General features: G+C 36.7%; 31 protein-coding genes. 24 read left to right on the forward strand and 7 right to left on the reverse strand.

Annotation, left to right across the window (positions count from 1 at the left end):
* Positions 1 to 145: 145 nt before the first annotated feature.
* The 7 genes from DW083_RS16330 (at position 146) to DW083_RS16365 (ending at position 4,671) form a co-directional block, all read left to right on the forward strand.
* Positions 146 to 400: a helix-turn-helix transcriptional regulator gene (locus DW083_RS16330; RefSeq protein ID WP_122333096.1), complete on the forward strand. Its 255-nt coding sequence runs from the start codon at positions 146 to 148 to the stop codon at positions 398 to 400.
* Between the two features lie 83 nt (positions 401 to 483).
* The gene (locus tag DW083_RS16335; RefSeq protein WP_122333097.1) at positions 484 to 1,257 is read left to right on the forward strand and encodes a hypothetical protein; all 774 of its coding nucleotides are present in this window, start codon (positions 484 to 486) and stop codon (positions 1,255 to 1,257) included.
* Positions 1,254 to 1,925, forward strand: coding sequence for an Ig-like domain-containing protein (locus DW083_RS16340; RefSeq protein ID WP_122333098.1), 672 nt, complete (start codon positions 1,254 to 1,256; stop codon positions 1,923 to 1,925). The genes DW083_RS16335 and DW083_RS16340 overlap by 4 nt, the downstream gene beginning before the upstream one ends.
* A 220-nt stretch (positions 1,926 to 2,145) precedes the next feature.
* Entirely contained in the window at positions 2,146 to 2,331 is a 186-nt protein-coding gene (locus DW083_RS16345; RefSeq protein ID WP_122333099.1) for a type II toxin-antitoxin system HicA family toxin, read from the forward strand.
* 61 nt (positions 2,332 to 2,392) lie between these two features.
* Entirely contained in the window at positions 2,393 to 2,803 is a 411-nt protein-coding gene (locus DW083_RS16350; protein ID WP_122333100.1) for a type II toxin-antitoxin system HicB family antitoxin, read from the forward strand.
* Positions 2,804 to 3,034: 231 nt separating this feature from the next.
* Positions 3,035 to 4,168 (forward strand): ImmA/IrrE family metallo-endopeptidase, encoded by a 1,134-nt coding sequence (locus DW083_RS16360; RefSeq protein ID WP_122333102.1) that lies wholly within the window; start codon positions 3,035 to 3,037, stop codon positions 4,166 to 4,168.
* Between the two features lie 2 nt (positions 4,169 to 4,170).
* Entirely contained in the window at positions 4,171 to 4,671 is a 501-nt protein-coding gene (locus DW083_RS16365; RefSeq protein ID WP_122333103.1) for a DUF4411 family protein, read from the forward strand.
* A 151-nt stretch (positions 4,672 to 4,822) separates the two neighbouring features.
* Here the strand turns inward: DW083_RS16365 and DW083_RS16370 are convergent, their stop codons facing one another.
* The 7 genes from DW083_RS16370 to DW083_RS16400 all read right to left on the reverse strand — a co-directional run bounded on the left by DW083_RS16370 (position 4,823) and on the right by DW083_RS16400 (position 7,030).
* A complete protein-coding gene (locus DW083_RS16370; protein WP_122333104.1) occupies positions 4,823 to 5,008 on the reverse strand; it encodes a helix-turn-helix transcriptional regulator in 186 nt (61 codons plus the stop codon).
* Positions 5,005 to 5,418, reverse strand: a complete 414-nt coding sequence (locus DW083_RS16375; RefSeq protein WP_122333105.1) for a hypothetical protein — start codon at positions 5,416 to 5,418, stop codon at positions 5,005 to 5,007. The genes DW083_RS16370 and DW083_RS16375 overlap by 4 nt, the downstream gene beginning before the upstream one ends.
* A gap of 136 nt (positions 5,419 to 5,554) precedes the next feature.
* Positions 5,555 to 5,770: a hypothetical protein gene (locus DW083_RS16380; protein WP_122333106.1), complete on the reverse strand. Its 216-nt coding sequence runs from the start codon at positions 5,768 to 5,770 to the stop codon at positions 5,555 to 5,557.
* A complete protein-coding gene (locus DW083_RS16385) occupies positions 5,767 to 5,964 on the reverse strand; it encodes a helix-turn-helix domain-containing protein (RefSeq protein WP_122333107.1) in 198 nt (65 codons plus the stop codon). Before DW083_RS16385 ends, DW083_RS16380 begins: the two co-directional genes overlap by 4 nt.
* Positions 5,957 to 6,430 (reverse strand): hypothetical protein, encoded by a 474-nt coding sequence (locus DW083_RS16390; protein ID WP_122333108.1) that lies wholly within the window; start codon positions 6,428 to 6,430, stop codon positions 5,957 to 5,959. Before DW083_RS16390 ends, DW083_RS16385 begins: the two co-directional genes overlap by 8 nt.
* An 11-nt stretch (positions 6,431 to 6,441) precedes the next feature.
* Complete coding sequence (locus DW083_RS16395; protein ID WP_122333109.1) at positions 6,442 to 6,633, reverse strand: hypothetical protein; 192 nt, start codon at positions 6,631 to 6,633, stop codon at positions 6,442 to 6,444.
* Between the two features lie 19 nt (positions 6,634 to 6,652).
* Positions 6,653 to 7,030: a hypothetical protein gene (locus tag DW083_RS16400; RefSeq protein ID WP_122333110.1), complete on the reverse strand. Its 378-nt coding sequence runs from the start codon at positions 7,028 to 7,030 to the stop codon at positions 6,653 to 6,655.
* A gap of 355 nt (positions 7,031 to 7,385) precedes the next feature.
* Between DW083_RS16400 and DW083_RS16405 the strand changes: the two genes are divergently transcribed.
* The 17 genes from DW083_RS16405 (at position 7,386) to DW083_RS16485 (ending at position 24,427) form a co-directional block, all read left to right on the forward strand.
* Positions 7,386 to 7,913, forward strand: a complete 528-nt coding sequence (locus DW083_RS16405; protein ID WP_122333111.1) for a terminase small subunit — start codon at positions 7,386 to 7,388, stop codon at positions 7,911 to 7,913.
* Between the two features lie 84 nt (positions 7,914 to 7,997).
* Positions 7,998 to 10,016, forward strand: coding sequence for a PBSX family phage terminase large subunit (locus DW083_RS16410; protein ID WP_158582125.1), 2,019 nt, complete (start codon positions 7,998 to 8,000; stop codon positions 10,014 to 10,016).
* Positions 10,017 to 10,152: 136 nt separating this feature from the next.
* Complete coding sequence (locus DW083_RS16415) at positions 10,153 to 11,409, forward strand: phage portal protein (protein WP_158582126.1); 1,257 nt, start codon at positions 10,153 to 10,155, stop codon at positions 11,407 to 11,409.
* 122 nt (positions 11,410 to 11,531) lie between these two features.
* Positions 11,532 to 12,287, forward strand: a complete 756-nt coding sequence (locus tag DW083_RS16420; protein WP_122333114.1) for an HK97 family phage prohead protease — start codon at positions 11,532 to 11,534, stop codon at positions 12,285 to 12,287.
* Positions 12,288 to 12,307: 20 nt separating this feature from the next.
* Positions 12,308 to 13,813 (forward strand): phage major capsid protein, encoded by a 1,506-nt coding sequence (locus tag DW083_RS16425; RefSeq protein WP_122333115.1) that lies wholly within the window; start codon positions 12,308 to 12,310, stop codon positions 13,811 to 13,813.
* A gap of 4 nt (positions 13,814 to 13,817) precedes the next feature.
* Entirely contained in the window at positions 13,818 to 14,057 is a 240-nt protein-coding gene (locus DW083_RS16430) for a hypothetical protein (protein ID WP_122333116.1), read from the forward strand.
* Positions 14,058 to 14,063: 6 nt separating this feature from the next.
* On the forward strand, positions 14,064 to 14,579 hold the full coding sequence (locus DW083_RS16435; RefSeq protein ID WP_122333117.1) for a hypothetical protein: 516 nt from the start codon (positions 14,064 to 14,066) through the stop codon (positions 14,577 to 14,579).
* Positions 14,576 to 15,094, forward strand: a complete 519-nt coding sequence (locus DW083_RS16440) for a hypothetical protein (protein ID WP_122333118.1) — start codon at positions 14,576 to 14,578, stop codon at positions 15,092 to 15,094. The genes DW083_RS16435 and DW083_RS16440 overlap by 4 nt, the downstream gene beginning before the upstream one ends.
* Before the next feature lie 5 nt (positions 15,095 to 15,099).
* Positions 15,100 to 15,909, forward strand: a complete 810-nt coding sequence (locus DW083_RS16445; protein WP_147382150.1) for a hypothetical protein — start codon at positions 15,100 to 15,102, stop codon at positions 15,907 to 15,909.
* 25 nt (positions 15,910 to 15,934) lie between these two features.
* The gene (locus DW083_RS16450; RefSeq protein WP_122333120.1) at positions 15,935 to 16,123 is read left to right on the forward strand and encodes a hypothetical protein; all 189 of its coding nucleotides are present in this window, start codon (positions 15,935 to 15,937) and stop codon (positions 16,121 to 16,123) included.
* A gap of 17 nt (positions 16,124 to 16,140) precedes the next feature.
* Positions 16,141 to 16,698: a hypothetical protein gene (locus tag DW083_RS16455; protein ID WP_122333121.1), complete on the forward strand. Its 558-nt coding sequence runs from the start codon at positions 16,141 to 16,143 to the stop codon at positions 16,696 to 16,698.
* 41 nt (positions 16,699 to 16,739) lie between these two features.
* Positions 16,740 to 16,901 carry a hypothetical protein gene (locus tag DW083_RS22135; protein WP_158582127.1) on the forward strand — a complete coding sequence of 54 codons (162 nt, stop codon included), beginning with the start codon at positions 16,740 to 16,742 and terminating at the stop codon, positions 16,899 to 16,901.
* Positions 16,902 to 17,247: 346 nt separating this feature from the next.
* A complete protein-coding gene (locus tag DW083_RS16465; protein WP_122333123.1) occupies positions 17,248 to 17,940 on the forward strand; it encodes a KilA-N domain-containing protein in 693 nt (230 codons plus the stop codon).
* Positions 17,941 to 18,027: 87 nt separating this feature from the next.
* Entirely contained in the window at positions 18,028 to 18,621 is a 594-nt protein-coding gene (locus tag DW083_RS16470) for a hypothetical protein (protein ID WP_122333124.1), read from the forward strand.
* Positions 18,605 to 20,614, forward strand: a complete 2,010-nt coding sequence (locus tag DW083_RS16475; RefSeq protein ID WP_122333125.1) for a phage tail tape measure protein — start codon at positions 18,605 to 18,607, stop codon at positions 20,612 to 20,614. The genes DW083_RS16470 and DW083_RS16475 overlap by 17 nt, the downstream gene beginning before the upstream one ends.
* Positions 20,614 to 22,455, forward strand: coding sequence for a hypothetical protein (locus tag DW083_RS16480; protein WP_122333126.1), 1,842 nt, complete (start codon positions 20,614 to 20,616; stop codon positions 22,453 to 22,455). Before DW083_RS16475 ends, DW083_RS16480 begins: the two co-directional genes overlap by 1 nt.
* A 1-nt stretch (position 22,456) precedes the next feature.
* Positions 22,457 to 24,427, forward strand: coding sequence for a hypothetical protein (locus DW083_RS16485; protein ID WP_122333127.1), 1,971 nt, complete (start codon positions 22,457 to 22,459; stop codon positions 24,425 to 24,427).
* The last annotated feature ends 84 nt before the right edge of the window (positions 24,428 to 24,511 follow it).

Genomic DNA, 24,511 nt, shown 5'->3' on the forward strand with positions numbered 1-24,511 from the left:
ATTATTACAATGCAAATGTGGTACTTTTATACCACATAAACAAGCAAATGTTGTATTATAGTATGACTTTTAACTTTAATTAGTGATATGATCGTACCACATCTTTGATATTAATATATCTTTGCAAAAACAAAATTTATAAAGTATGATTGATCAATTAAAAATTAAAGAAGCCATCAAAAATCATGGCACATCAATTAATGAAGTTGCTGAAAAAATGGGTATATCTCGTTTTACTCTTAGTAGCCATGTGAATGGCAATCCATCAACAGAAATTCTTTTAAGAATAGCAGATGCGATCGGTTGTCCGGTAACGGACCTATTCGAACAACCTAAGAAAGGCTCTCTTTCTATCACATGCCCTCATTGTGGGAAAGATATCAGCATAAAGATTGAATAACATGTTATCAAATATGTTTTAAGATTAACCTTTGTTCGTTTTTATCTATTACCTTTGCGGCTAAATACTAAACCAATATTAAAATGAAGAGAATATTATACGCCATTACTATTATGGCTTTTTTGTTTTGCGCTTGCTCGGAAGACAAGAAAGAACCTATAGATGTTTTAGAACCTGACATTTATGATATAGAAAAGGAGATACTTGAACTTACAGGGTGTAAGCCTGATGACGCAAAAAGTATAAAATCTTTCAAACTTTTTAAAGACAATGCCGGAGAAAAATATTTATATGGATCAAAGCTATCAGATGGCTTAGAAAGTTTTTGGATATCTAAGTTTTCAGAATCAGGAAAACAGCTATGGGAAGTTGTTCATAGATCAAATTTGGTATCGAATGCTTATAATCCGGTTGAAATAAGCAACGGGAGTTTGGTTGTAGGTAATGCTATAAAAAAATCTGATTTGGATGTTGTTGGTTTATCTCCTGTGATTATAAACAAAGATGGGAATGCAAATTATATAAAAGTGTTCGATGACAATTATATCTATTCGGATGTTAGTGTTTATGAAGACTTTTTCTTTACAACAGTAAGTAGGCATGAGATGGATGCAAATAAAAATGCAGCAAATCGTGCAGCTCAAATTAGCAATAATGGTGAAGTCATAAGGTTATTACCAGGTGGTACAGATCAACTTTCATTTCCTAAAAAGGATGATAAATACATATGGGTTAGTGATTCAATTTATGTAACAATAAATACAAATAATGTAAATAAATATACTGTTTTAAGCAGTTCTTATTCCCCTATATGGTCATTCCCTGTAAGTTTGCCTGATTATAATCCTGCGAAATGAACTTGACATTAAAAGATACAATCCTTGTCGCTTCTTACTATTTGGATTATGCTGATAATGTAAAGGATACAATTTCGTACAATATTTCTCCTTTTACCGGGAAAGAAGTAGTTGAATTGGAAGATATGTTTTTGGCAGAAAAAAGTAAAACGGTCAAAAAAGGCGATTCTTTTACTATTAAATTGGTTTTTGTACCAGAGAATGCCGGTAATATAAATATAGTATGGGAATCATCAGATCAATCTGTAGCAACCGTAGATAGATTTGGCAAAGTAACAGCTCAATCGGCCGGTAAATGTGTTATTAAAGCAAGAACTGAAGATGGTAAATTTGAATCAACTTGTGATGTTACAGTTCTGGAACCCACAATTGAAGATTTTATTAGGGTTGGAGTATCTGGTTCTATTATTAATGTAGATGGACTTATTCTATCTGCAAATATAATTGCATCTTTTTATAATGGCAGTGACAAGATGGTGCAGGTAGATAGGGTCGAAATTTACGACACGATGACAAATAAGGTTATTTGGCAAAAAGAAAATTGTGGGAATGTATTAAAAGAACAATCTTTAGAATACAAGTTAATGTTGAATAGTGTCTATAGGCCTCTCCTTATCTGGCACTACACCTCCGAAGGGAAGAAGTACGAGGTGGAGTGTAAGATGTAGCGAAAGCCCGGTTGTCCGGGCTTTTTTGTTAGTCCTAATTGTTGTTTGCCCCATCGAACCAACCCCCTTTTCTGCATGATGAATAATTAAATATTGCCAATCGGTAGAAAAATAGTTATCGTTTTATTTGTAGATAGTAGAAAAATAGTTATCTTTGTGATGTCGAATCTTCGTTGTAAGAAGAGTTTTTTTAATATTAAAAAAGGAGGTTCAGGTGGTAATGAAAGTAAAGGAAGTGATTTCCTTACTGGAGGATGAAGGATGGGAGCTCATCCGGATGCGCGGGGATCACCGGATATATTATAGAAAAGGAGCCAGAAGGCCTATAGTTATACCGGGAAATCTTAGCGATGATCTGAAAGACGGGACATTAAATTCCATTTTAAGGGAGGCAGGACTTAAATAGTCCTGCTGTTTCTGAACTTCTTTACAAATCAAGATTATCAGTTTTTTATTGTGGCGCAAATATGGAAAATAAAACATTAACGATTATTATCGAAAGAGCAGAAAACAATTATTCTGCATTTATCGAAGGGCTGGGCGGAATTGTTGCTTCCGGCAGGTCTGTAGATGAGATTAAAATGAACATGGTAGGGGCTATAGACGCCTTTATTGAAGAATGCAAAGAATTAGGCTGTGAAGTACCGGAAGAACTACAAGGAGATTACGAATTGTGTTTTAAAATGGATGTAAAGTCTCTCTTAGACTTCTACTCTGGTATATTTTCTAAGGCTGGATTGGAGCGTATTACGGGCATAAACCAAAAGCAATTATGGCATTATGCTTCAGGTAACAGGAATCCAAGACCTGAACAAAGCGTAAAACTTGAAAAGGCCTTGCATAAATTGGGTGAAGAACTCCTTTCTATATCATTATAAGCCTCCCTTGAAATTATGCGCTGTCAAGAAATTGGCGGCGCATTTTTTGTATATAATAAACATTCTAAAGGTGTCGAATTCGATGCCTTTAAACCATCAGGGCTTAACAGGTTTAGGTACGAGGTGGAGTGTAGGGTTGGGGAGTGAGACTTTTTACATAATTTTATTGCATAATATTGCACGCATGTGGAATATTTGTGTAGATTTGCGTATGTTATATCAGGCATAACAATGAGTGCAACAAGAATACATATCAATCCAAACATCCTTATTTGGGCTATTGAAAGGGTTGGGAAGACTGTCGATGAATACATTGAAGAAAATCCCAAATTCCAATATTGGCTGGATGGGAGTAAGTTGCCTACATTTAAAAATGTCGAGCAATTTGCACATAAATTCTATGTTCCACTTGGTTATATGTTTCTTGATAATCCTCCAGAAGAAACATGCCCTATTCCATTCTTTCGCAGCATAGATGATAAAGCTCATAACATTAATGTTTATGACACCATTAAAGAAATGCAGGAACGGCAAGAATGGCTGTCTGATTATTTAAAAAAGAGTGGCTTTGACAAAGTTGGCTATGTCGGGACTTTTACCCCTCATGATAAGATCCAGAGCGTTTGCGATAGAATAAGAGAAATATTAAATTTACCTTATAATTGGGCTTTTGGGTATAATCAGATTGATAGTGCTTTAAAGCACATAACAGGAAGGATTGAAGATTGTGGCACTATTGTCAGTTTTAATAGTGTAGTAGGGTTTAATAATACTCGTCCTTTGCCTGTGAAAGACTGTAGAGGATTTGCGTTAATAGACGATTATGCTCCTTTTATTTTCGTAAATAGCAAAGATGCAAAAGTTGCACAAATGTTTACTTTGATTCATGAGTTTGCTCATGTTTTAACAGGGTATAGTGCAGGAGTAGGCGAAGCTGAAACGGAGTCTTTATCTGAAACGGAACGGTTTTGCGACAAAGTCGCAGCTAATTTTTTAGTGCCGGACTTATTATTAAAAGAGGAGTGGGATAGTGGTTTAGGCGAGAACTACGAAGTGTTATCTAAGAAGTTTAAAGTAAGTCGCTTTGTTATTGCTCGTAGAGCTATGGAATTGGGATTTATTTCAAACGCAAGGTATTTCTACTGCATAAAAAAATGGAAAAATGAAGCACTTCAGGATGTAGCTAAAAGTGCTTCCGGGGGTAATTTCTATCTATCTGCAATAAAGAAAAGCAGTCGTACCTTTTTGGCTCATGTAAATAATGCCTTGAATAGGGATATGCTATTGCACATGGATGCATATAGATTAACCGGGCTAAAAGGTGATACCTTTCACAAAATATTAAACTCTTCATCCTTTGTCTAATTATGAAGTACATTATAGATTCAAACTGTTTTGTGACTCCACATCGCACTTTTTGTCCAACCGATGTAGGCGTAAGTTTTTGGAATAAAATTCGTTTGCTTGCAGAAGAAGAGAAGATATGTAGCCTCGATAAAGTGAGGGATGAGCTGTATAGCAATAGCGACGATTTAAAAATATGGATGACGAGTAATTTAAGCGAAGATTTCTTTTTGCCTTTTGATAATAATTTTTCCATTCAAAGGTTATCGATTATCACTCAGTGGGCGGCATCCAATTCCTTTTATACTTCCAAGGCAAAAGAGAAATTTCTTCGTATGGATAAAGCTGATATCTATTTGGCTTCATTCGCATCTGTGAATCCACAAGAATGGACAATTGTATCTATGGAAAGATCGGCCCCAAATAGCACAGGAGAAATAAAATTGCCTGACGTTTGTAGACAATATCATGTTAAATGTATTCAGATACAAGAGATGTTCAGAGAAATAGGAGACGTTTATTAAGATGAAAAATAGATGATGATAAAATCAGAAGAAGATAAAGAACAGAAGCCGGAATAACCTCCGGCTTTTTTATTTTTCACTGGTTACAATTTTTCACTGGCGCCCTCCGATTGCCTCGGTGGGGTTCCGCCCTCCGATTGCCTCAATAACCTTATTGTTTTATAACAAGTTCAATGCCAAGATGTCTTAGCATTGCCTCTATTTTTTCTTGGCCAATGTTCATCTTACCGTTAAGAAAAAGAGACATGGCACTTTTGCTAATGCCAATAACATCCGCGAGGTCCTTTGACTTGATCTTACGGATGTTCATTGCTTCTTTTATTTTGCTTCGGATCATTTTTTCAACATTTCATTTCTCATTTCTTCTATAGCCTCGACTGTGTTGGGATAAACAGCCCATCCCGCTCTTAACAACCTGATCTTGCTATCGCATTTTTCATTTACGATAGCATTACTAATATCTTTATACACGTATTTTAGTGATCTGTATTCGTTGTAAGAGATTCTTCTAACGTCGCTCAAGCATATTTCATCATCACCGCCATAACCTACTATAGTACCTTCATAGTAGTATTTTTTACGACCATAAGCCCCAGAAACGGCAAATGAGCCTATTTCTTCCATATAACCAACCTGGGCCATTGAAACACCGCATTCATATTGCCTTGTCCGAGTGTTAAAAGATTGCCCGCATTCCGGGGCTTCACCGTATCTGTATCCTACTATTTTACTACCTATGATATTCATGACTTGTTCGTTTTATTATTACACTACAAAGATAGTACTTATTTAAGTAATACCAAACTTTTATGCAATAAAAATTTAAGTAATACCAAACTTTAACATTTTAGAGCATTATTGAACCCGTGATATAGAGTAATCTTTATTTTCTCTCCTCAAACACCTTCCTAAGCCTCTTCAGCCTCAGTATATCACTCGCAAAGGTAGGATTATCCCAATTCCTTTTCACCGACCTAACATGCACATCAATATACTTGCGCAAATCAAATATGTTCTCGCACTCGCTAAGTCTTATTTCGTTAAATGTGACCTGGTAGTTTTCAAACCAGTCTATAAGCTGTCTTAGTTCTTCGTTCATACTATATCGACTTTTTTATGGAAAACTTCAGCGATTTTGGATAGTGTATCTATCCCTACATTGTATTTCCCAAGCTCTATCCTTGCTATATGTCCCTGGTCAAGTCCAGACATCTCTGCCAACTTTGCTTGAGAAATACCAGTTTCCTTGCGAATATCGGCAATACGCTTCCCTATACGTTCTCTTTCATTCATTTTGCTTCAGGTTTTTAAGTTTATCCTTGATTGCCTCCAGCATATTAAGCGAAGTTGCTATAATCTTGCGTTCGTTATAGTCTACGCCGGCTTCGGTAAGGTTGTGACGATTCCCTTTAATCAGAGTGTCTAAAAAGTCTATACATTGCTTGTCAGTCGGGCTTGATGTATTAACTTCTACGGTGTTAATCTCCGTATAGTACTCCATGGCTTTCTTTAAGAGTGAACGCTGAGCGGCAGGAGTTGGATTTTTGCCAATAATGCGTTTTATCTCCATCCTTACACGGATGACGTTCCGCTCTTCGCCAGTTCGGACGGTGTCAGATATTTCTTCCTGGCAATGGGTATAATCTATTTTCCCGACAAACCCATTGTCGATATCAGTACAGGTGATAAAATCGCACTCGCCAAGATTGTGAGCACGATTATTATCGAGAATGAACAGGGGTATTTCTCTTTTTGCCATAATTAGTTTTTTTATTTTACTAAATAATAATCATCGCTTTTCAAAAAGTCAGCCCAATCGTTAGCTGTATTGTGAAGGCAAGAGTTAAACTCTTCCTTACTCAATTGAACAGTTCTATATTTAGAACCTTCAACTCTTATTGTGAAGGTTCTTTTGCTGTGATTAGCTTTCACGTTGATTTCTCTTCCTGTGATCGTTTTCATGACTATAAGTGTTTTCTAATTATAATTTAATGCTATTTGATTCTGCAAACTTTGCAAGCACATAAGCTTGTTTTTCGCTTATACACATCTTACGAAGTGCTTGTGATACGATACTCTTAACTATATCTGTTGCATTATCATGATCTGACAGAGTGGTAAGAGAATATGGATTATTTTGTGCCATATCCATAAGAAGAGATTTCTCGATCTTATAATCGTAAGAAGATTTTGACGGTTTTCTGTAGGTCTTAGCTTTTGGCATTTCGTCAATTTCTATTACTGTAACGTTTTGTTTTGCAAACATATTCAATTTGCCTCTGGAATCTTTACAAATGAAATAATCACCTCTTTCTCCTGTAATTTCAAATGTTACGTTGTTTGATATAATCGCTTTCATTTTCTTACGCCGCTTATAGGTTGCCGCCCTGTTCTAATTGATTACACTACAAAGATAATGTAATATATTACATTGACAAAATAATAACGAGAAAAAATAATATGTTGTTTAGCATATTTTTTTGGCAATAATCTTGTTAATATTGAATTTATTTGTAATTTTGCACTAACGGCCTTCATTTAAAATCAAAAACTATGTCTTCGCAACAGGGGCCGTTTATTACCCCGAAGAAACAGATTGATGTATTTTGTCCAATTCATGGGAATTGGCTTGGACATTATGATTATGGCAGTACAGGATCATATTACTGCTGGTGTAAAAGGTGCAAAAAAGAAATCAAAATCATAATGGGAAAATGAAGTTGACAATCAAACAAGAAAATTTTTGCAATTACTATGTCGAATGCGGGAATGCTTCGGAGGCTTACCGTCGGGCTTATTCATGCGATAGAATGAAGCCTGGAATAGTAAATCGGAAAGCAAAAGAATTGATGGATAACGGCAAGATCGCGGCAAGAGTAAAAGAATTGCAAAATGAGCGGAAAGAGCAATCAGACATTACGAAAGAAAAAATTCTGTCGGAACTGTCAAACATTGCATTCTCTTCTATAGCGCATTTGCATAATACATGGATTGAGCGCAAAGACTTCGAGCTTCTTACTGAAAAGCAGAAGTCTTCAATTAAGAGCATATCAACAAAAATCTTAAAGAAGAATGTCGGAACTAATGAAGATCCCGAAATTATAGATGTGGAATATGTTAAGATAGAATTATATGACAAAATCAAAGCGATAGAGCGTATCTGCAAGATGCTTGGCTATGATGAGCCAACCGTTTTGGATCTAAGAAATGCCCTCGTCCAGATTGATACAGGAATTGATTAATGTTCTATTTTTAAGATATTATTTGGCCTTGTTAGAAAAATATCGGGGTTTATAATTTTAGTAGTGTTCTAAATTTTAGATTTTGTGGATAAGAAGATAATCAGTTATAAAAGATTCAATCCAAATTTTCATCATTTGAGAGTTGCACTTAAGAATGATGATTATAGGTTTGCTTTCCTATATGGAGGCTCTTCTTCAGCAAAATCTTTTTCTATATCCCAGGCTTTCATTTTAGAATGTATAGAGAACGGATATAATATTATGGTATTCAGAAAAACTGGAGCCACTATATCCGATAGCATTTATAAGACATTTACCGAAGCGATAAAAACTTTAAAACTCGATGATTTCTTTAAGCCTCAAGAGAATCTTATAAAATGTTTCAATGGCTCATACATTACATTCAAGGGATTAGATGATCCGGAGAAGATCAAAGGTCTTGAAAGTTATCAGTATGTTTTCTGTGAGGAAATATCAGAATTTGAAGAAAGCGATTTTAAGCAGATAAGAAAGCGTCTCCGGGGACGGAAGGGGCAAAAGATAGTAGCAGCGTTCAATCCTATTTTAGAAGATCATTGGGTTAAGAAAAACATATTCGACAAAGAGCAACTAATCGAGGTCGACAATCATTTATATGGAAAATTAAAGGACAATCTAACGGGGAACATCCTAAATAAAGAATATTCCGAGATAGCTCAAAAATGGACCAACTCTCCTAAGCCGGTTTTCAATCCTCGAAATAAAGAGTATGAGATGCATAATCCCGACATGGTTATTATGCAGTCTACTTACTTAAACAACTTTTGGGTTGTTGGATCTCCAGATGGGACCTATGGTTTTTATGACGCTCAAGTAATAGCTGATTTTGAAAAGGACAAAATCAACGACTATTCGTATTACCAGGTGTATGCATTAGGAGAGTGGGGCACAATCAAAACCGGTGGCGAATTTTTCAGAAACTTTGAAATAGGTAAGCATGTAGGTAGGTATGAGTATAAAAAAGATTATCCTATCCATCTAACTATAGATAACAACGTACTCCCATATATATCTATCGGGTTCTGGCAGATCATTCCAGGTGACATCAATAAAGTAATGCAAATTCATGAGATACCGGCTGAAGAGCCTTTTAATACCGTGTCTAAGGCTTCAGAGATGGCTGTATCTTATCTACATGATATTGGTCACGCTGATAAGGTTTATATGTATGGAGACGTCTCTACTAAGAGCGGGAATACAATAGATGATGATAAGTTATCCTTTTTTGATAAATTCAAAGCAAAATTAGATGCTTCTTTTGTTGTTGAAGAAAAAATGCCGAAATCAAATCCATCTGTGGCAATGTCAGGCGAGTTTATTAATGCCATCTATTCAGGTGTTATAAAAGATATAGAGATCGGCATAGATGAAAGCTGTAAGGTATCAATCAACGATTACTCGCGTGTCAAGAAAGATGTGAATGGGGCAATCTTAAAATTGCGCATCAAGAACAAGGATACTGGACAAACCTATGAACAGTATGGACATTTTAGCGACACAAAGAGATATTTTATAGCAGAAGCCTTCAACAAGGAATATACAAAATTCTCCCTTAGAAGGAATAGGAACAAAATTAAAGATTCGGCAATGAAATATTATGATAAATCTAAGACAGACCTATCTAAAGGCTATGGCATAGTAGAAATCAGCCCTTCTATCAACTTAAAGTTTGTATTTGTGCGCGCGGTAGTGAAAGATGGTTATTGCTATATTGTAAAGGCAACGCTGTCTGATGTAGTCGTGGAAGAGTCGGGAATACCTGCGTTAATCGTTCCAGGAGACAAGGTTCAAGTCGAATGCGATCCTTCACTTGCTGTTTACGTCAGGAATTTGAGAACACACATTCAAGATATTCGTGGGAGGAAGCCTTTTCCGGACCCTAAAAAAAGGATATCTGCACAGATAGATTATATACGAAATAAAATATTCATACCAAGTGATTATGATTCAGATCCTCTTTTTGAGGCATTTATTGAAAACGTGCTTGAGTATGATGACAAAGATAATATTGAAGCTATAAACTCATTAGCCGCTTTGGCGGACAGAATTCAAAGAAGTTTATGAATGTAGTAGTTTTTATTCTTAATTATTTGTTTGTCTGAAAATAACACGTATATTTGTAGCACATAAACGGAAATAAAGAGCCAAAGAGCCATTCCTGGTAGAAATACTGGGGATGGCTTTTTTTGTTTGTACAAAAATGAAATATCCTTCATTCAAAAAACTTGCTTTTTGGAAATCTGATAAAAATGTCAGTACAAAGTCTTTGTCTATGGTAGGAAATGTGAATGCTGTAGAGAAAGATCAAGCAGGGAACATTTGGTATATAAATGCAATATCAAAAGGGTTACAGCAGCTTATTGGTGGCAAATCGGATGTCTTTGACATGCTTAATCTGGCTGATAAGAGAAGAGCTTTGATCGCCTGTACTCCCTTCGCGAGCGTTGTTGAAAGATGTGGTTCTATGTTTTCCAACGGGCGATTTTACGTAACTGACAAAGACGATAACGAGCATCTCGATAATGGGGACAACAAATATAACAAAATAAGGGCCTTACTTAAGCAGCCTAACCCAATTCAAAGCGGGAAACAATTTAATAAGCAGGTTGAAATCAGCCTTAAAACGTTTGGCTTTTGTCCGATCTATACCTTTAGAGCATTGAGGTCTGAGATTCCTGTTTCTATGTGGATTATCCCCCCTGAACTTTTTCATGCAGAAATAAACTCGAATATCTGGAAGAAATCAAAAGTCGAAGATATTATTAAAAAGGCATGGATTGAATGGGGAAGTGAAGATATTTCTCTTGAAAGTGATGAATATTTTATCGTTTCAGATGCAAACGCAAATATTAGCGTAACGGAATCAGAATTGTCTTATAGCCATATAACAGACTCTCTCACACGTCCGGTCAACAATTGGATCGCTCAAATGATTGCAAGAGGCACACTGATTGTCGATGGAGGTCCAAAGGGTGTCTTATGTGACAATACCAATGGTGATGTCTATGGCGATAGCTCGTTAAATCCGGCTGAAGTAGATAAACTCAACGAAAGCTTTAAGAAGAAATATGGGGTTGTGAATAAACTGTTTTCCATCCTTGTTACTACTGCGAATGTAAAATGGGTCCCAATCACAGGCAATTCAGAAGATTTAAAGCTGTATCAAGAAGATAAAGAATGCCGCAATGCTATTTGTAACGCATTAGGATTAAACCCTAATGTTTTAATTTCTGATAGTACTTATGATAATCAGAACGGTGCAAAAAGAGATGCATACCAAGATTTGGTAATTCCAGATTCGGAGAATTATTGCGAAGCCTTAACAAAGGCTATAGCTGGCGAAGATGGTATTATTATCCGATTGGATTATTCTCACATATCCGTATTGCAGGAAGACAAAAAAAAATGCAGCAAGTGCCTTATCTCTTGCTTCGGGGGCTGTTCGCAATTTGTATAATGATGGCATTATAACATTGACTGAATCCCGTAAAGAAGTCGCTAATTACATAGATATAGATCCTGATAACCCTGAAGGAGAGTTTAAACAGGAACCTCAATTAATAGAAAACAATATAGAAGATGAAAAACAAACTGAAAACTAAAAAAAGAGAATCAATAGGGATGCAGTACAAGGCACTCTCTTTTGAAATAAAAGACATAACGATAAATTCTGAAAGTCGTAGGATTTCGGGTTATGCCGCTGTTTTTGGGAACAAAGATAAAGCAGGCGATATCCTGATAAAAGGATGTTTTTCTAAAAGCATTCAGGAGCGAGGCCCACAAAGTAATGCCAATGATAAGATCATTCACCTGTGGATGCATAACATGAATGAGCCTGTAGGAAAGATTGTCACACTCATAGAGGACGACAAAGGATTGTACTTTGAGGCTGACATTGACGAGATCGATCTGGGGGATAGAGAGATCAAGCAGCTTGAATCAGGAACACTCAATCAATTCTCAATAGGTTATTCTTATGTTTGGGATAAGATAGATTATGATTCAGAAAAAGATGCGTTCATTGTGAAGGAAGTTGTCTTGTATGAGATATCTGTAGTTTCTATCGGTTGTAATGGCGAAACCTATTATGCCGGTTTAAAAACAGCAGAGGAAATAGAAGATAAGGAAATTGAACTTCAGAACGAAATAGAAGGTAGCCTACAGGGCTTATCTATGAAAAAGAAAACAGAGATATTAGGCCTATTCTCAAAGTTTAAAGCACTTATGTCTGTTAAGCCGGAGGAAGATATGAAAAATAATCTTCGTTCACTTAGCCAGGAGCAAGCCGCCAACAATCAAAGAAAAAGCCTATTCCATAATGTGAAATTCAAATAATAACTTAAAAGTAGTAGAAAATGAGAAAGTATTTCAAAGAACTGTTTCAAAACAGTATGAGAGGAAGAAAGAAAAGATTCAATCTCGCTTGCTCACTGTTTGCAATTGCAGTATTATCTTTTATTGCATTTGTTTCATTTGATGCGAATCCGCTTGCAGCTGGTGTTGTCTCTGCAGGTTTAGGGTTAATGGGATTTATTGATGAATCCACTCTTGATGAAGAACAAAAGAAGTTCTTTAAAGGGCTGGATGATAAACTTGAAGAACTAAATGTAAAGTTCTTGAAGGATGAACTTGGTAAGCCGGAGTATCTCAAGCAGCTTGAGGATTTGATGAACGAATTTAAGGATTTGAATGAGAAAAATCTATCGGATAAAATTGACAAGAAGGATTTTGCGGATTTTAAAAAAGAGGTTTGCGAGCAGTTAGTTAGAATTAAAGGCGCAATGGAAAAAACACCTTCCGGAGAATTTCGCTTGAAATCAATTACGGAGCAAATTAGAGAACAGGTGAAAGATTTCATTGTAAAAGATCAAAGTGGTAGAGAAATCGTTGATCTAAAGTCCGCATGTAAATCTTCACCTGGTTATAAAAAGCAATTTAACCTGGTTGTTAAGGCTAATACTCCTATTACATCTACTGTAACAGCAGCATCCGGTGTAACTCTTAGTCCAGGAGTTGTGTTTGATTCTACAATCTCAACGCCTCCTATGGCCGAAAGCGAAATTAGACAGTTCGCGAATGTTGCAACTATCAATGCTCGCACACTGGTATATACTGAGCTTAAAGATTCTACAGGAGACGCTGAATGGGTTCCGGAAGGAGGGTTAAAGCCTTCAATGACTGCCTCCATTCAAGAAGTTGTTGTAAATGCTGGTAAAGTAGCATTAACTGCTACATTAACGGAGGAAACATTAACTGATCTTCCGCAGCTGGTAGCAGAGGTTCAAGCCGAGATTATCAATAAAATTGGTATTGAAGAAGAAAACGGTATCTTGTATGGTGATGGAGAAAATGGAAACATAAAAGGCGTATTTACCGATATTCCGGAGTACTCTCTGACAAGCATCAAGGTTGATAAACCTAATAATTTCGATGCTATTGTAGCGGCATTTACTCAGGTAGTATCTGTATCCAAAATGAACTATGTTCCGAACTTGGTACGGATGAATCCAATTGATCTTGCAAATATGAAGTTGACCAAAGATGCTAACGGCCAGTATCTATTCCCTCCCTTCACATTGCAAGATGGTACTCTTATTTCCGGTGTTCAGATTCGTCCTTCTACATCCATTACGGAAGGCGAATTCGTATTGGGTGATTTCCGATATCTGAATATCCGTGACTATGTAGGATTGTCTATTACATTTGGCTGGGTAAATGATGACTTCCAGAAGAACCAAGTTACAATGATCGGTGAAAAGAGATTGTTGGCCTATATCAAGTCAAACTATAAGACGGCCTTTATTAAAGGGACTTATGCTACGATTAAAGAGGCTATTGATTCATCTAAAATAGAAGCTTAATAATATGAAAAGAGGAAAAGTAAACAAAAATGATGCTAAGAGTTACCATTTTGAGCCTTCTGACGTGTATGAAGTAACTTACATCAAGGCAAAGCATCATGAAATAGGAGATAAAGATTATGTGTCTCTCCCGGTTGCAATCATGTTCATCAATGACGGTAAAATCGCTTCTACTCCCGAAATAGAAGAGGCAATTTTAAAGTATGGTATGAGCGACTTGATTAAGATAAAATCTAAAAAATAGTAGAACATGCTTATAGATGAAACATTTTTCACAGGAGAACTTCATATAGAAGGGATAATTTCATATTCTGGCGTCCCGGCAAAGACCAATGAGGCTGCCAATTATGAACTGAAATCCTTGATTGCTCAATATGAACTTGAGTTTTATCGTAAAATATTAGGCTACGATAAGGCTAAAGAATTTGTTCAGTATATCGAGAATGGGGAAGTCGAAGAAAAATGGGATAATCTAAAAAACATGTTGGTCGAACAGGTAGGTGATCGGAAGATATCTCCGATTGCCTACTATGTATTCTTCTTCTATCTAAGAAAGAATCAAACACAGGCAACACCAATCGGTAATATAGATGAAAGTTCATCGAATAAAGTGACTCCTTGTAATATCAAGATGACAAGCGCATGGAATCAGATGGCATATCTTAACAGATATTTATCCGATTTCCTATACAATAATCAAGATGATTACGGTGGATATTTTTTCGATGAGCATTTATTGGAATTTATGAATCAGATGGGGATATGATTAGTATTGTAGACATATTCAAGGATATTAGCCGTAAGACTTCTGTAGGTGTAGGGATCAATCTGAATTTCCTTTTCGGAGAGTGGGCGCAGATAGCAAGGGAGATGGATATATTAAGCAAATCTCCAATTACAGAAGCCGGGAAATGGCCTCTTCTTGCTCTGTTTACTCCATTTGAAGAAGATAAAAGTGATCCATACCTGTATTGTACAGCAAGCCTTGATCTTATGATTGCTACTCGTACTTTGTCTGATTATACAAACGATCAAAGGCTTAGCATCTCCTATAAAGAAGTTTTACATCCTGTTTACGAACATCTTATTGCTGAAATAGGTAGAGATAATAGACTTGATTTTGGCCCTAAGAATATTGTGCCACATCGTTATGTAGATAATATGCGATATGGAAGTAGAGGGGTGTATGGTTCGGATGGTAAAAAGCCATTTGCCGATTTGTTTGATGGGATAGATATATTGAATTTGGAGATAAAAGTAAAGAAACCTAATTGCAGATAAAAGGAATGAAAAAATATAGAGATTGCGGAAGCGAAATATTTAATACGGGATCAAGTAAATGCCCGTTTGTTCCAGACTATGTAAAGGTAATCATTTTGACGCCAGAAAGTATGGTTATCAAAGATGATGAACTTGAAGAAAAGCTGGAAGAGATGATTCATGCAGACCGACCTAATCGAATTTATCCGATTGGTCCGATTGCTGAATATGCGCCGAGTGGGGGAGAAGCTCAAACTTCAAAACAGGGCTATGGTGCGTCTCAGATAACATCCTATTCCGAACTTATTGAAGTTTGGACAATGGAAAACTACGATGAAGGATTGCTGGCAAATATCATGAAACTTAAAAATGAACATATGAGGGCATTGTTCATTGATAAAAACAATGTGGTATATGGACAAAAGGATGCTGATAACACGATAAAAGGGTATTTGATGTCTTCTATCTATCCGTCGGATGTCCAGCGGTTCAAAACAAGCGGAGATAATGCAAAGATGGCCGTGAGTCTTGTTTATGATGATGTTGAAAAAGCATGGGTTGAGACTAAATCCTTGCAGGCAGAAACTGATCTTGTTGAAAAGGCAAAAGGGCTTGTTTGGGTTGATGTTGAAAAGATCGGCTCCTCCGGAACAACTTATAAAGTTGTCGAACACTATGGGAAATACGATCTTACCACAGCTTATGGCTCATTATTGGCAAAAACAGAAGGGGTTTGGGAATCCGATGTTAGTGCTGTTACATATAACAGTGCGGACGGAACGCTTACTATCACTCTACCGAAACGCCAACACTTAAGACGCCGGCTGATCTGTTGACTGCAGGAATTAAAGGTATAGAGCAATGGAAGTCGTAATGAATGGGGTTTCCTTTAATCGGGATATCTGTTCCAAAATGACACGAAAGCAATTTTTATCAGCCCATGAAAATGTTTTCTTTTTGGATAGGGATATTGAAGATAGAAGGAAAATTCTAATGGATGTGTATAGTATTATCAAAGGTAAATTAGTAACAGAAGAGGGGCTTTCTTAGGCCCCTCTGTTTATATTATGGGAACAATAGCTGATGTAGCCGTAAAGGTAAAGGTGTTAAAAGAAGACTTTCCTAAAACAATAACAGATACATTAAAGGAAAGTACTCCACTGATAAAGTCTATGATACAGGATCAATTAATGGCCGGTGTAGATGAAAATGGTAAACCGTTAAAGCCTTCATATCTTGATGATCCATACTTTGGAACAGTAAAAAGTGGTAAAAGAGCTGGTCAAAAAAGAAGTGACAGACAAAGGAAGTTTCTTGCAAATTTGTATATGGAATGGAAGGAGAAATTATATCCTCCTGCTTCTACTTTTTTACTTGGTCTAAGAGCCAGAAGCATTGAAACCCCAAATCTTATTATCATCGGGCCATATCATCAGAGCATAACACCTCGTATAGTTGGAGATAAAATTGTTACAGAATCAATAGGGTTTTATGCTGGAGATGATATTGAAAAGAAATACGGCTCTTCTCATTTAGGATTAACCAAAGAAGCACGTGCGCATTTGGTCGAATACCGTCTGACTCCAGCAATAACTAATCTATTAAAAGAATTGGGATTCAAATGACGCATAAAGCTCCATGTAATTGTTCGGCTCAAAATAAAGCAATGGCGAACCTTGATAATATAAGACGATTGGCTGGTAAAGCAGCTAAGATGGAACTGCGTATCTATGCTATTATCCGCAAGCATGACGACACTTACACTTTTGAGCCTATAGACGCAATTGGAAGTAAGGGAGATATAGTTGAATATGTACATTATCTGTGATATGTAGATGATGAATGAAGATAGAATAGAATACTTAATTAAGCTGCAAGAGGCAAACCTCAGATATCAGCAAACAACAATGTTCTGCTACAACGTATATTGGCTGGAATGGATGAAGGGAATGCCTTTAACCGGGGTGTAGCGGAGAACGTTACAGCTTATTATGCTATTCAGGCTATTGAGAGAGCAAAGGGGAATAATAATTCATAGTACAATTTTGTTATTCCGTATATTCTGGTTATATTTGTAAGACATAGAAAAAGATATAGAGCCTAAGAGCCATACCCGGTAAGAGTCATATCCTACGGGGTATGGCTCTTTTTGTTTAACTCAAAAAGAACAAAACATGAAGACAAATCAAATCATGATCCGAACTATTGGGAATTACAGTGTACAACAAAGAACATCAGATGGATTTTTTGATGCTTCATCTTTATTAAAGTCATGGAATGATAATCCAAACAACAAAAAGAGAGAAATGAACAAATTTTTTTCCTCTTCTAAAACAGGTGAATTTATTCAAGCTCTCAAATCAAAATTAGCCATATCGCAAAAATGCGACATGGTGAATATTAAGGTGTTAGAAGAAATAAAAGGTCGATCTACTAAAAAGGGAAGGACAAGTGATAAGGTGTGGGTTAATCCTTACTTATTCACAAAATTTGCGATGTGGATAAATCCGACATTTGAAGTTGATGTTGTTATGTTTGTCACAGATCAAATGATTCGTTACCGTAATGATGCTGGTGACGCTTATAAAGAATTAAGTTCTGCCGTAATGAAGGTTGTTCCGAGAGACTTCATGCCAAAAGCCATGCAGAAAATAGGGGAGGCATTGAATTGGATCATTTTCAACTCTCACGAAAAGATGCTTCGTAATAAGCATGGTGATGAAAATAAACAGCGTGAATTGTGGCAGTTGGAAAAGAAGATTGCCGGTTTGATAGATGAAGGATTTATATCAACCTACGAACAATTAATATTATACCTAAGAAAGTTGTATCGTAAAAATTGGGAACCAAAAGTACTAACGATATAAAACATTTTTTGATAAGTCTTCATTAAAGCTCATGCTGGTCTGGGAAGATAGGCATGAATGTATTTAGTATAACGTAAATATAACAATATGGCAAAAATATACACAAAATGCGATGAAATTCCCCTGTGCAAATTCATAGAGGTGTACAACGGAAATTTGGAAGCACTGGTTGTTTCCGGGAAGGTTTCGAATGATGAGTTGCGTGATACTGCATCATACTTGATGCAAGAATACGCTTCTATCATAGGAAATAATAATTTATCTTTTGAAATAGGGAAGAAAAACAGCATAATCAATTCTAATATAAAGCTAACCTTGCTTGATGCTGCCGCTAATTTGATAAATATGGGTTCATACAAAAATGCTTCAGACATCTTAGAATATGTTGGTATAAAAATGGCTGACGATCATTCAAAAGAAACTATTGATAAGACTCTCGATGCAATTAATTCAAATCGATCTTATATAGAAATGCGATTGACATTAGAAAGAAACAAGGAACGGCAAAAGCAGAATTTGCCTGTAAAGCCCATTGACTTTACAAGGGAAAGAATGATTGTGGGGACTCACTTTAAGATGTACATAGATCCTTTGAAATACACTGCTGCAGAATATGGGAATATGGTAAAAATGATGTTGGACGAATTAAAAGAGGTAAAGAGCTATGGCAAACGAAACTAAGATCACAGACATTGTTGGAAAAGAAGCTATAAACCAATTAACAGAGTTGGACAGTAAAATTGTTTCAGTCCAAAAAACATATGTTGAATTTGCTAAGAAGTTAGGGGATGGGCTTAAACTGAATCCTGAAAACCTAAAAGAACTGAATGCTAAAATACAGGAATATGGAACAAATATCTCTGGGCTTCAATCTTCTGTTGAAGATTATAACAAAGCGGCTAAACTGCGGGCGGATATAGAAAGCAAATTGGCAAAGGCGGCAAAGGATTATGCAGCTGCAGAATTGCTACGTATCAAAACCGAAAGAGAAAAGCTGAATGTTGACAAGCAAGTGGAGAGCCAAAGCCGGAAAAGGAAAGCCACTGAAGAAGAACTCACACGAATAATGCGCACTCAGGTAAAATCTATTACAGAGGCAGAAGATCAAAACCGTAAATTAAGACAGGCTGTAAAGGATGTTTCCGATGCTGACGCTAATGCTGCTAAAATACGGGCAGATTTCAATCGAAAAATAGATGAAAACACCAAATACATAAAACAGAATAGAGATTCCTATACTCAGCAAAAGATGAGCATTGGAGGTTATAAGGATCAAATCTTGGAAGCATTGAAGACACAAGGGTCTTTTAATGACAAAGTAAAAGCTACAATGAATGTCCTGAAGCAGCAAAAGGGGGCTATTGTCGTTGCTGCAGCAGGATTTGCTGCTTACAAAGTTGCAGGATTGGCCGTACAAGGGTTAACTACATTTATTTCTGATTCTATTTCTGTTATCAAAGACTTTGAGAAAGCAAATTCTATATTGGCTTCTATTCTTGGGACAACAAGTAGCGAGATAAAGGAGTTGACTGACGATGCAAGGAGATTAGGGGAAACGACTTCGGCAACAGCCTCCCAGGTTACTGCCTTGCAAACAGAATTAGCCAAATTAGGTTTTAGTAGGGATGAAATATTGGCCAGTACCGAAGCTGTGCTTAATTTCGCCTTGGCAACGGGAGCTTCTTTACCTGATGCAGCATCTTTGGCTGGTGCTGCTCTTAGAATATTTGGAGCCGATGCAGAGGATATGGATAGATATGTATCCGCAATGGCTGTTTCGACTAACAGATCGGCTTTGAGTTTCCAAAAACTCGCAACAGCAATACCAATTGTGGCTCCCGTTGCGGAGGCTTTTGGTTTTGAAATAGAAGACGTTCTTACATTGCTTGCAAAATTGTCTGATGCCGGTTTTGATGCGTCTATGGCTGCTACTGCAACGCGGAATATTTTTCTTAATCTGGCTGATGCCAATGGGAAATTAGCAAAGGCATTGGGTGGACCTGTAAAAAACCTGGAAGAATTACAAAAGGGCCTTATTTCTCTTCGAGATAGAGGCATTGACTTGAATGAAATGCTTGATCTTACAGATAAGAGAAGTGTTGCTGCTTTTGCGAGATTTGTCAAAGGGGCAGAGGATTTAGACAAGTTTAAAGAATCTATCACAGATGTAAATGACGAACTTAAAAAAGCGGCAGAAGAGAGAGTTAATAACCTGTCTGGCTCATTGACAAAATTATCTTCAGCATGGGAAGGTTTAATGCTTACTTTTTCTGGCAGTGCGGGAATAATGAAAACAGTTGTTGATTGGGCTACAACTTTAGTTGGAAAGATAAATGAGCTTGTTAGTACCAGTGAACAGCTTTCTGAAAAAAGAATCAATCAGACCAAAAGGGAAGCAAGAGAATTGGCTAAACAGCAAAAGATTGAAGAAGAATATTATAAGGATATTCAAGGTTTAAGGGATGGGTATATAAAACAGGGATTAAGCGAAGTTGAAGCAGCACGAAAAGCAAAAGAAAATGTAGTAGACATACTCAAGCAGCGATACGAAGAGCAGTTGAAGTTGGCTAAAGATTATGAAGATGAAAGGAAAAAACTTGATGAACATGATAAGAATAAATCCATCTTGGAAGGTGCAGCGGGAGGAATTAGCGGAGGTATACCTGGAGTTTAATGGGAACTATCCCTATAACAGGGAAAAAAACTTATGACTATGTTAGTGGAAATACTAATAAGCTAAAGCAGCTCACTACAGCTCAGAATGAGGCAACCACTTCCGCAGAGCAACTTTTATATGTTATTGAAAAAATAGAAAAGCAACCTATTGATAATAAAGATGTAGTTTCCTCTTCTACTTATAAAACCGAAGCTCAACTAAAGGCAGAAGAAAAAGCAGCAAGAGAACGTCTTAAAATAGAGCAAAATTTACAGGATTCCGTTATAGGAACAATGAAAGACGGATACGAAAAAGAGCGGAAGCAATTAATTTTCAATTATCAAAAAAGGATTGAAGCGATAAGAGGCAATTCACAAAATGAAATTGAAACTCGTAAAAACCTTAGTATTCAAATGAGTAATGCATTAGAACAATTTGATAGACAGCATACTCTGGCAATACAGGAAAAAGAATTATCATATCGTTTAAGCATTGTAGAAAAAGGTAGTGATGAAGAGTTAGCATTAAAACTTGAATCGTTAAACCTTCAGGAGGAGAAGGAACTTGAATCATTAAAGAAACAAGTATCCAACTTGGAAGAGTATGAGGCTATGAAGCTTCTCATCATTCAGAAATATAATAAATTGAGAGAAGAAGAAAGCCGTAAGGATGAAATAAAATCTATAAAGGATAGGTATGCGGATGAATCTTTGGCATTAAAAGAGCAATCGAGTCAAGAATTGAATGAATTAAAGAATCAATATGCTGAAGGATTGATAACTAAGGAGGAGTACGAAAGAAAAAGTGCGGAGATAACCGAAAAATACGCTGTAGAAGGCGCCAAACTCCAGATAGGTATGCTTAAGCTACTTGCTTCCCTCCTTACGGGTAATGAACTGCTTGACGCAAAAAGATCTGTTGCCGAAGCCGAAATGGCATTGGATAACATGGTTGCCGAGAATGCGGTAAATGCACATAAAAGATCAGAAAAGTCTTCTAAAGAGTGGCTTAAGGAGCATATAAAAGAAATAGACACCGTTGTTCGTATTGTAAATGATGCTGCAAATGCTGTTGGCGGAATAGGAAGCGCTTTATATGAACGTCAAATAAATAATATAGACAATCATATTAAAGCGAATCAAGAAGCATATGATAAGCAAATCGCAGATATAGAGTCTTTGGCAGAGAAAGATATTATAACAGCAGAAGAAGCAGAAGCCCGTAAACGTACGGCAGAAGAACAAACATCAGAGCGTAATGCGGAGCTTGAAAAAAAGAAGGCGGACTTGCAAGCAAAACAAGCGAAATTCGATAAAGCTATTAGTATATCCCAAACAATAGCAAATACAGCACAAGCAGTAATGAAAACATATGCACAGGCTGGATTTTTTGGTGGAGCTGTTGCCGCTGCTATCGTTGCTGCTATTGGGGCCGCTCAACTTGCTACCATCATAGCTCAGCCTATCCCAAAATATGCAAAAGGTACAGATTATCATCCCGGAGGCTTGGCTATTGTTGGTGATGCCGGCAAACACGAAGCTATTATATCGGGAGGTAAAGCCTATATCACACCGGACACGCCGACACTTATGCCGATTCCTAAAGGCGCTGAAGTTTTGCCTGATATCCACGATCCGGAGTTTTACTCCCGCTTTATGGATAATAGCTATTGGCTGACGCATAACAAAGCTGGGGAACCGGTTCAGATTGTTAATAACTTCGATGCAGAGGGTATTATTCAGGCAAATAACAAGACAAACAATGATTTAAAGAAAGAAATTCGTTCATTGGGTCGGATAATATCAAAAGGCCAACAAAGATCTGAATATAATTCATTTATGAACTCAAAATTGAATTGACATGATACGAGTGCAATTATTAATAGGCGGGAAAAAGTATGAAGCAACAGACGACCTTGTAAATTGGGAGGACGTAAAGACTTCTATTAGGAGAAAAGATTTTGGTGGAGTATATAGAACTTTTGGAGATTCCTTTGAATTTGCTGGTAATTCTTATCTGCTCTTGGAACATGAGTTTTTAACAAACTATTTGAATGCTTCTGCTGTAATAGTTATAGGGGTGTTGAATAATTCGTGGACATACAATGAGAAGATGCGATGTACTCTTGATTTCTCTTCATACGAGAATAACGGTAATACTATATCTATTAAAGCAGTAGACAATAGTGCTGAAGCGATAATTAATGCCAACAAGTCCCAGGTTTATGATATCCCGGTTTCAAGTCTAAAATCCGGTGAGCTTTATTATGATAGGATGGATCTGAATAATAAATGCGATTTTTATGTTGTTCCTACAGAAGAGCAGACTGAAGAAGGTATTTATAAGATAAGTATGCCTGCTAAATTTATCATGGAGGCCTATAACTTCCCGGTTAGTTATGGAACCGTTAATTTCCCCGTTAAGAACAAAATAGATGTAGGGGATGTTGCAATTACTTCTACTGGTAACGCAAACTATTACACGGGGTATATGATTAAAGGTCTTACACGTACAAGTGTAAAATATAGAATGTCTTTTGATGTATATGCCACAATTAAAGGAGGAGATACTAATAAATTAAGACTAATGGTAGAAAAATATGAAAGGGTAAAAGATGGAGAAAAGCCAATTCCTACAGTTATAGATACGATATCAATACCTTTTGGGAGTAAGGTTAGTATAGATAAAACCTATGATATTGACTTGAAAGAGGGTGATAGGATTATAATGTGGGTTGGACAAGGTGATGATGTGTCGTTATGGAAAGGAGATGTGCTATTAACTGTGTCCAATGTTAAAGAATTGAGTGTTTCATACATCGGCCGAAATGAACCTGTCAATATTGATGTTTTTACCCCTAATGACCTTCTTACCTCTCTTCTATCCAATATGGGTTTAACTGACATATCGGGATTTGTAGAAGAAGGAGCTATCGCAATTCCTTTTATGATGGCCGCCGAAAGCGTCCGAGGAATAACCAATGCAAAGGTACACACTTCATTCAGCAAGTTCGCAGAATGGGCTAAAGCATGTTTAGGCTATTACTATAAGATAGAAGGCAATAAAGTCGTATTCCGTCATTTTACAAAAATGTATGATCCAGAAACGATAAAAGAACTTGATTTTGTAAATAGCTTGGATGTTTCGATAAATACCGCTTTGATTTATTCCGGTGTAGAAGTCGGCTATGAGAAGAAAGATTATGATGAAATAAATGGCCGTGACGAGTTTCATGTAAAAAACAGTTTCTCTACTGGTGTAAACATTAATGACAACATATATAAGTTAGTTAGCCCTTATAGAGCGGATTGCTATGGAATTGAGTTCCTGTCCCAAAAGAGGGAAGAAGAAACAAAAGATGATACCTCCGATAATGATCTGTTTATCGTAGATGCGATATTGGTTCTTGATCCGGCAACATCTTCGCTTGTATTAAAGTTGAATAGGCAGGGATATCGTCCTTCCGGGGTATTATTCCCTTATTCAGTCTTTAACGTAGCCTATTCTCCAAGAAGGATGCTGCTTGCAAATAAAGAGTATCTGTCGGCTTGTACGAAAAGACTTGATTTTACCGCTTCTGAAGGTAATGCCGATGCTGTTTTATTAGAGGAAAGCGAGAAGTCCTCTGTTTTAATAGACAGTCATTTCTTTAGGGTAGAAACTGTGAAAGTCGAAACTATAGGGCTTTCCCCTTTCCCTCCTTCGTATGAAGGGTTGATCTCTTTTAGATATAACAACAGGCTGTATAGTGGGTATGTATCCGACATAACGGAGTATATAGGAAAGGTCCAATCTACAGAATATACGTTGATATGCAAAAATATTGATTAGCATTGTCTTTGTTCTAAATAATTACTATATTTGCAGACATAGAGCCAAAGAGCCGTACATGTAGTTAACGCTGCATGCACGGCT

It is taken from the genome of Parabacteroides sp. AF48-14 (assembly GCF_003477465.1).
GTDB classification, from domain to species: domain Bacteria; phylum Bacteroidota; class Bacteroidia; order Bacteroidales; family Tannerellaceae; genus Parabacteroides; species Parabacteroides acidifaciens.

Excerpts from the sequence above, each read along its gene's own strand:
- DW083_RS16330 (WP_122333096.1), top strand. The coding sequence starts at position 146 with ATGATTGATCAATTAAAAATTAAAGAAGCCATCAAAAATCATGGCACA.
- DW083_RS16335 (WP_122333097.1), top strand. The coding sequence starts at position 484 with ATGAAGAGAATATTATACGCCATTACTATTATGGCTTTTTTGTTTTGC.
- DW083_RS16340 (WP_122333098.1), top strand. The coding sequence starts at position 1,254 with ATGAACTTGACATTAAAAGATACAATCCTTGTCGCTTCTTACTATTTG.
- DW083_RS16345 (WP_122333099.1), top strand. The coding sequence starts at position 2,146 with ATGAAAGTAAAGGAAGTGATTTCCTTACTGGAGGATGAAGGATGGGAG.
- DW083_RS16350 (WP_122333100.1), top strand. The coding sequence starts at position 2,393 with ATGGAAAATAAAACATTAACGATTATTATCGAAAGAGCAGAAAACAAT.
- DW083_RS16360 (WP_122333102.1), top strand. The coding sequence starts at position 3,035 with ATGAGTGCAACAAGAATACATATCAATCCAAACATCCTTATTTGGGCT.
- DW083_RS16365 (WP_122333103.1), top strand. The coding sequence starts at position 4,171 with ATGAAGTACATTATAGATTCAAACTGTTTTGTGACTCCACATCGCACT.
- DW083_RS16370 (WP_122333104.1), bottom strand. The coding sequence starts at position 5,008 with ATGATCCGAAGCAAAATAAAAGAAGCAATGAACATCCGTAAGATCAAG.
- DW083_RS16375 (WP_122333105.1), bottom strand. The coding sequence starts at position 5,418 with ATGAATATCATAGGTAGTAAAATAGTAGGATACAGATACGGTGAAGCC.
- DW083_RS16380 (WP_122333106.1), bottom strand. The coding sequence starts at position 5,770 with ATGAACGAAGAACTAAGACAGCTTATAGACTGGTTTGAAAACTACCAG.
- DW083_RS16385 (WP_122333107.1), bottom strand. The coding sequence starts at position 5,964 with ATGAATGAAAGAGAACGTATAGGGAAGCGTATTGCCGATATTCGCAAG.
- DW083_RS16390 (WP_122333108.1), bottom strand. The coding sequence starts at position 6,430 with ATGGCAAAAAGAGAAATACCCCTGTTCATTCTCGATAATAATCGTGCT.
- DW083_RS16395 (WP_122333109.1), bottom strand. The coding sequence starts at position 6,633 with ATGAAAACGATCACAGGAAGAGAAATCAACGTGAAAGCTAATCACAGC.
- DW083_RS16400 (WP_122333110.1), bottom strand. The coding sequence starts at position 7,030 with ATGAAAGCGATTATATCAAACAACGTAACATTTGAAATTACAGGAGAA.
- DW083_RS16405 (WP_122333111.1), top strand. The coding sequence starts at position 7,386 with ATGAAGTTGACAATCAAACAAGAAAATTTTTGCAATTACTATGTCGAA.
- DW083_RS16415 (WP_158582126.1), top strand. The coding sequence starts at position 10,153 with ATGAAATATCCTTCATTCAAAAAACTTGCTTTTTGGAAATCTGATAAA.
- DW083_RS16420 (WP_122333114.1), top strand. The coding sequence starts at position 11,532 with ATGAAAAACAAACTGAAAACTAAAAAAAGAGAATCAATAGGGATGCAG.
- DW083_RS16425 (WP_122333115.1), top strand. The coding sequence starts at position 12,308 with ATGAGAAAGTATTTCAAAGAACTGTTTCAAAACAGTATGAGAGGAAGA.
- DW083_RS16430 (WP_122333116.1), top strand. The coding sequence starts at position 13,818 with ATGAAAAGAGGAAAAGTAAACAAAAATGATGCTAAGAGTTACCATTTT.
- DW083_RS16435 (WP_122333117.1), top strand. The coding sequence starts at position 14,064 with ATGCTTATAGATGAAACATTTTTCACAGGAGAACTTCATATAGAAGGG.
- DW083_RS16440 (WP_122333118.1), top strand. The coding sequence starts at position 14,576 with ATGATTAGTATTGTAGACATATTCAAGGATATTAGCCGTAAGACTTCT.
- DW083_RS16445 (WP_147382150.1), top strand. The coding sequence starts at position 15,100 with ATGAAAAAATATAGAGATTGCGGAAGCGAAATATTTAATACGGGATCA.
- DW083_RS16450 (WP_122333120.1), top strand. The coding sequence starts at position 15,935 with ATGGAAGTCGTAATGAATGGGGTTTCCTTTAATCGGGATATCTGTTCC.
- DW083_RS16455 (WP_122333121.1), top strand. The coding sequence starts at position 16,141 with ATGGGAACAATAGCTGATGTAGCCGTAAAGGTAAAGGTGTTAAAAGAA.
- DW083_RS22135 (WP_158582127.1), top strand. The coding sequence starts at position 16,740 with ATGGCGAACCTTGATAATATAAGACGATTGGCTGGTAAAGCAGCTAAG.
- DW083_RS16465 (WP_122333123.1), top strand. The coding sequence starts at position 17,248 with ATGAAGACAAATCAAATCATGATCCGAACTATTGGGAATTACAGTGTA.
- DW083_RS16470 (WP_122333124.1), top strand. The coding sequence starts at position 18,028 with ATGGCAAAAATATACACAAAATGCGATGAAATTCCCCTGTGCAAATTC.
- DW083_RS16475 (WP_122333125.1), top strand. The coding sequence starts at position 18,605 with ATGGCAAACGAAACTAAGATCACAGACATTGTTGGAAAAGAAGCTATA.
- DW083_RS16480 (WP_122333126.1), top strand. The coding sequence starts at position 20,614 with ATGGGAACTATCCCTATAACAGGGAAAAAAACTTATGACTATGTTAGT.
- DW083_RS16485 (WP_122333127.1), top strand. The coding sequence starts at position 22,457 with ATGATACGAGTGCAATTATTAATAGGCGGGAAAAAGTATGAAGCAACA.